The sequence below is a fragment of the Nostoc sp. genome, assembly GCF_041747015.1.
Lineage (GTDB): Bacteria > Cyanobacteriota > Cyanobacteriia > Cyanobacteriales > Nostocaceae > Nostoc.
Genome location: NZ_JBGTFY010000139.1, coordinates 1 through 4,190, shown reverse-complemented (window position 1 = coordinate 4,190; position 4,190 = coordinate 1). Strand labels below are relative to the sequence as shown.

Below are 4,190 nucleotides of genomic sequence, written 5' to 3'. Positions count from 1 at the left end.
CGGTAGCAAAACGTTCTAGATCCCTCTAAATCCCCCGATAAATTGGGGGACTTTGATTCCGGTTCCCCACTTTTTAAGGGGGTTAGGGGGGATCAATAAGTGCTTAAAATCACAGCCAACCACTTTTCAAACAACCTCTTATGGTTAAAATATCATACATTTTCAAGAGTATATCGATTCACACTCTCAGCACTAGATGATCGCTACTGGCCTGTGCTCCTTTATCTCCCTCACTTCCCTTATCCTGAAACAAGAATTTTAAGCAATACTGGTACAGGAAGGAATATTTACCCAAAATCTCAAAATGGCAATTCAACTCAGCGATACGCCTTTGCTAGAGTGGGCAGGCGATACTTTAGCAATTGGATTATTTGAAGATGCAGTAGAGTTAACCGGAGAATTGGCAACTTTAGATCAAAACTTTTCTGGGGTTTTAAAAGAACTGATTGCCGAAGAAGAATTTAAAGCCAAGGCCGACAGTACCATCTTCACTCGCGTCAATGCTGGTAAACCAGTGCGTAAACTCATTCTGGTAGGTTTGGGTAAACCGGATGTACTCAAACTCGACACTTTGCGACGCGCTGCGGCGGCTGTAGCCAGAGTCGCAAAAAAGCAAAAAAGCAAAATTCTGGGTTTTAGTTTTCCATTATGGAACAACGATCCAGCCGCAAGTACCCAAGCGATCGCTGAAGGTGTAGAATTAGCACTTTACGAAGATATTCGCTTTAAGTCTGAACCTGAAGAGAAAGGGTCACAAATAGAAACCGTAGATTTACTAGGATTCGCTGGACAAGAAGCAGCCATCAACCGCGCCAATCAAATCGTTTCTGGGGTAAATTTGGCACGGCAATTAGTAGCAGCGCCAGCCAATGCAGTCACACCAATTACTTTGGCAGAAACGGCTGCTGCGATCGCTAAAGAGTACGGTTTACAACTGCAAATTCTAGAAAGAGAAGAATGTGAAAAGTTGGGCATGGGCGCTTTTTTGGGAGTAGCCCAAGCTTCCGATTTGCCACCTAAATTCATTCACCTGACTTACAAACCAGAAGGTACACCCAAAAAGAAACTAGCAATTATCGGCAAAGGTGTAACCTTCGACTCCGGCGGACTCAACATTAAAGGTGTTGGTAGCGGCATCGAAACCATGAAAATGGATATGGGCGGTGCAGCTGCAATCTTGGGTGCAGCAAAAGCAATTGCTCAAATTAAGCCAAATTCCGAAGTTCACTTTATCTCGGCGGTGACTGAAAACATGATTAGCGGTCGCGCTATGCACCCAGGAGACGTTCTCACAGCATCAAACGGCAAAACAATCGAAGTGAACAACACCGATGCTGAAGGACGTTTGACCCTCGCAGATGCCTTGGTCTATGCCGACAAATTAGGATTGGATGCGATCGTGGATTTAGCCACCTTAACAGGTGCTAACTTGATTGCCTTGGGTGATGATATTGCCGGTTTGTACACTCCCGATGATGCTGTAGCTTCCCAGTTAGAGAAAGCTGCCCAAAGTTCAGGGGAGAAGATTTGGCGGATGCCAATGGAAGAAAAATATTTTGAAGGGCTGAAGTCTGGGATCGCGGACATGAAAAATACAGGCCCGCGCCCGGGTGGTGCTATTACTGCTGCCCTTTTTCTCAAGCAATTCGTCAAAGAAACACCTTGGGCACACTTAGATATTGCTGGCCCCGTGTGGACAGATAAAGAAAATGGCTACAACGGCGCGGGAGCAACTGGCTACGGTGTTCGGACGCTAGTTAACTGGGTACTGGCGAGTGGGGAATAGGGAGTAGGGAGAGCAGGAGGACAAGGGGACAAGGGAGAAAAATTATTGAACAAGTTCTTTCTTGTCTCTTCCCAATGCCCAATGCCCAATGCCCTATTCTCAAACAATTCGTGCTACCTTGAGCTTGCCAGGAAAAATTGTTGCAATAGTAACAAAAGTAGTTTTGCAGTCAGAAAGTTAAGCTATTTGGGCAAAACCATCTGGTAAAATTTGTAAGGTTTCTAGAAGCTGTGAGCAATGGGATCGACTCGCGTACGGATCGCAATTGACGCAATGGGAGGGGATCACGCACCTAGTGAAATCGTTGCTGGCGCACTGCGAGCAAGGGAAGAATTGGGTGTAAATATACTGTTGGTCGGTGATCCCCAACAAATTGAAGCTGCCTTGCCGCCAAAAACAAATTTAGGGCAGGTAGAGATCGTGACTGCAAAGGATGCGATCGCAATGGATGAGGAGCCTTTAAACGCCGTTAGACGCAAACCCAAGGCTTCGATCAATGTGGCAATGGATTTGGTCAAGCAACAACAGGCAGATGCCGTATTTTCCGCAGGTCACTCTGGAGCCGCTATGGCATCAGCCTTGCTCCGTTTAGGACGATTGCCGGGAATTGATCGCCCAGCAATCGGGACAGTTTTTCCCACGGTTATAGCTGGTAAACCAGTGCTGGTGCTTGATGTCGGCGCGAATGTAGACTGCCGTCCGAAGTTTTTAGAGCAGTTTGGCGTCATGGGGTCGGCTTACAGTCAGTATGTCTTGGGTACAGATGAACCTAAGGTGGGTTTGTTGAATATCGGTGAAGAAAACTCTAAGGGGAATGACGCAGCGGTTCGCGCCCATCAAATGCTAAGTGAAAATTCCCAAATTAATTTTATTGGCAATGCCGAAGGGCGTGATGTGCTTTCCGGTCGCTTTGATGTGATTGTCTGTGATGGCTTCGTCGGTAATATATTGTTAAAATTTGCCGAAGCAGTCGGAGAAGTTATTCTGCAAATCTTACGGGAAGAACTACCCCAAGGATTGCACGGTCAAATCGGTTCAGCACTCTTAAAACCAAACCTAAAGCGGATTAAGCAGCGCATGGATCACGCAGAACACGGCGGCGCCTTGCTGTTAGGCGTAGCAGGAGTCTGTTTAATCGGTCATGGTAGCTCACAAGCACCTTCAGTTTTTAATGCAATTCGCATGGCAAAAGAAGCTGTTGACAACCAGGTAATACAACGAATTCAGTCCCAATATATCCTAGAGCGCGAGAGCGGTTAGCGATTCAGTCATTAGTCATTGGTCATTTGTAAAGGACAAAGGACAACTGACATAGACGCGCCAGCGGCTTCCCGCAGGGTAGGACAACTGACAAAGGACAAAAGACAAAGGACAAAAGGCAAAGGACAAAAAGCTAATAGCTTGGGAGATTAGGAGTGCAAAACTTAGGCATAGCAATTACCGGAAGTGGCTCGGCAGTACCAGCAACTTCCCTCCATAACCAGAGATTGACTGAACTGGTTGAAACTTCAGACGAGTGGATAACTACAAGAACCGGAATTAGTCAACGGCGATTAGCGCACCCATCCGAGTCATTGAGTGTACTCGCCACTGCCGCAAGCATTCAGGCGATCGCATCTGCGGGAATTAAACCAGAAGACTTAGACCTGATTCTACTGGCAACTTCCACCCCTGATGATTTATTTGGTAGTGCTTGTCAAGTACAGGCTCAATTGGGAGCCACCAACGCCGTAGCTTTTGACTTGACAGCTGCCTGCTCCGGTTTTGTGTTTGGTCTGGTTACAGCAGCCCAATACATCAGAACAGGTGTTTACAAAAATGTACTATTGATCGGGGCAGATATCCTTTCTCGCTGGGTAGATTGGCAAGATCGGCGCACTTGTGTATTATTCGGTGATGGTGCAGGAGCAGTAGTATTGCAGGCTGACAAAAGCGATCGCTTATTAGGATTTGCACTCAAAAGTGATGGCACTCAAAACCATCACCTCAACCTTGCATACACAGGTTCGTCCCAAGAAGTACTCCCTGGTGTAAACGTCACTAAAGGCACCTATCAACCCATTACTATGAACGGCAAAGAAGTCTACCGCTTTGCTGTCCAAAAAGTCCCAGAAATCATTGATAAAGCCTTGTTTCAAGCCAACCTCAGTGTTGACCAAATAGATTGGCTGCTGTTGCATCAAGCCAATCAGCGGATTATCGATGCCGTTGCCCAACGCTTAAATGTCCCAGAACATAAAATTATCAGTAATCTCGCTCAGTATGGCAATACCTCTGCTGCTTCCATTCCCTTAGCTTTAGATGAAGCAGTACGACAAGGCAAAATTAAACCCAATGACATTGTTGCTGCATCCGGTTTTGGTGCCGGTCTTACCTGGGGCGCGGCAATTTTTCAATGGGGAAG

General features: G+C 46.5%; 3 protein-coding genes. All 3 read left to right on the top strand.

Annotated features, from left to right (window positions below; translation table 11 throughout):
- Positions 1-304: 304 nt before the first annotated feature.
- On the top strand, positions 305-1,786 hold the full coding sequence (locus ACEW80_RS10710; protein ID WP_373526558.1) for a leucyl aminopeptidase: 1,482 nt from the start codon (positions 305-307) through the stop codon (positions 1,784-1,786).
- A gap of 237 nt (positions 1,787-2,023) precedes the next feature.
- A complete protein-coding gene (plsX, locus tag ACEW80_RS10705; RefSeq protein WP_373526557.1) occupies positions 2,024-3,046 on the top strand; it encodes a phosphate acyltransferase PlsX in 1,023 nt (340 codons plus the stop codon).
- A 155-nt stretch (positions 3,047-3,201) separates the two neighbouring features.
- On the top strand, positions 3,202-4,190 hold a 989-nt coding region (locus ACEW80_RS10700; RefSeq protein ID WP_373526556.1), incomplete at its 3' end, for a beta-ketoacyl-ACP synthase 3.

Bases quoted from the DNA above. Each gene is read 5' to 3' on its own strand.
- plsX (WP_373526557.1), top strand. From the start codon at position 2,024: ATGGGATCGACTCGCGTACGGATCGCAATTGACGCAATGGGAGGGGAT.
- ACEW80_RS10710 (WP_373526558.1), top strand. From the start codon at position 305: ATGGCAATTCAACTCAGCGATACGCCTTTGCTAGAGTGGGCAGGCGAT.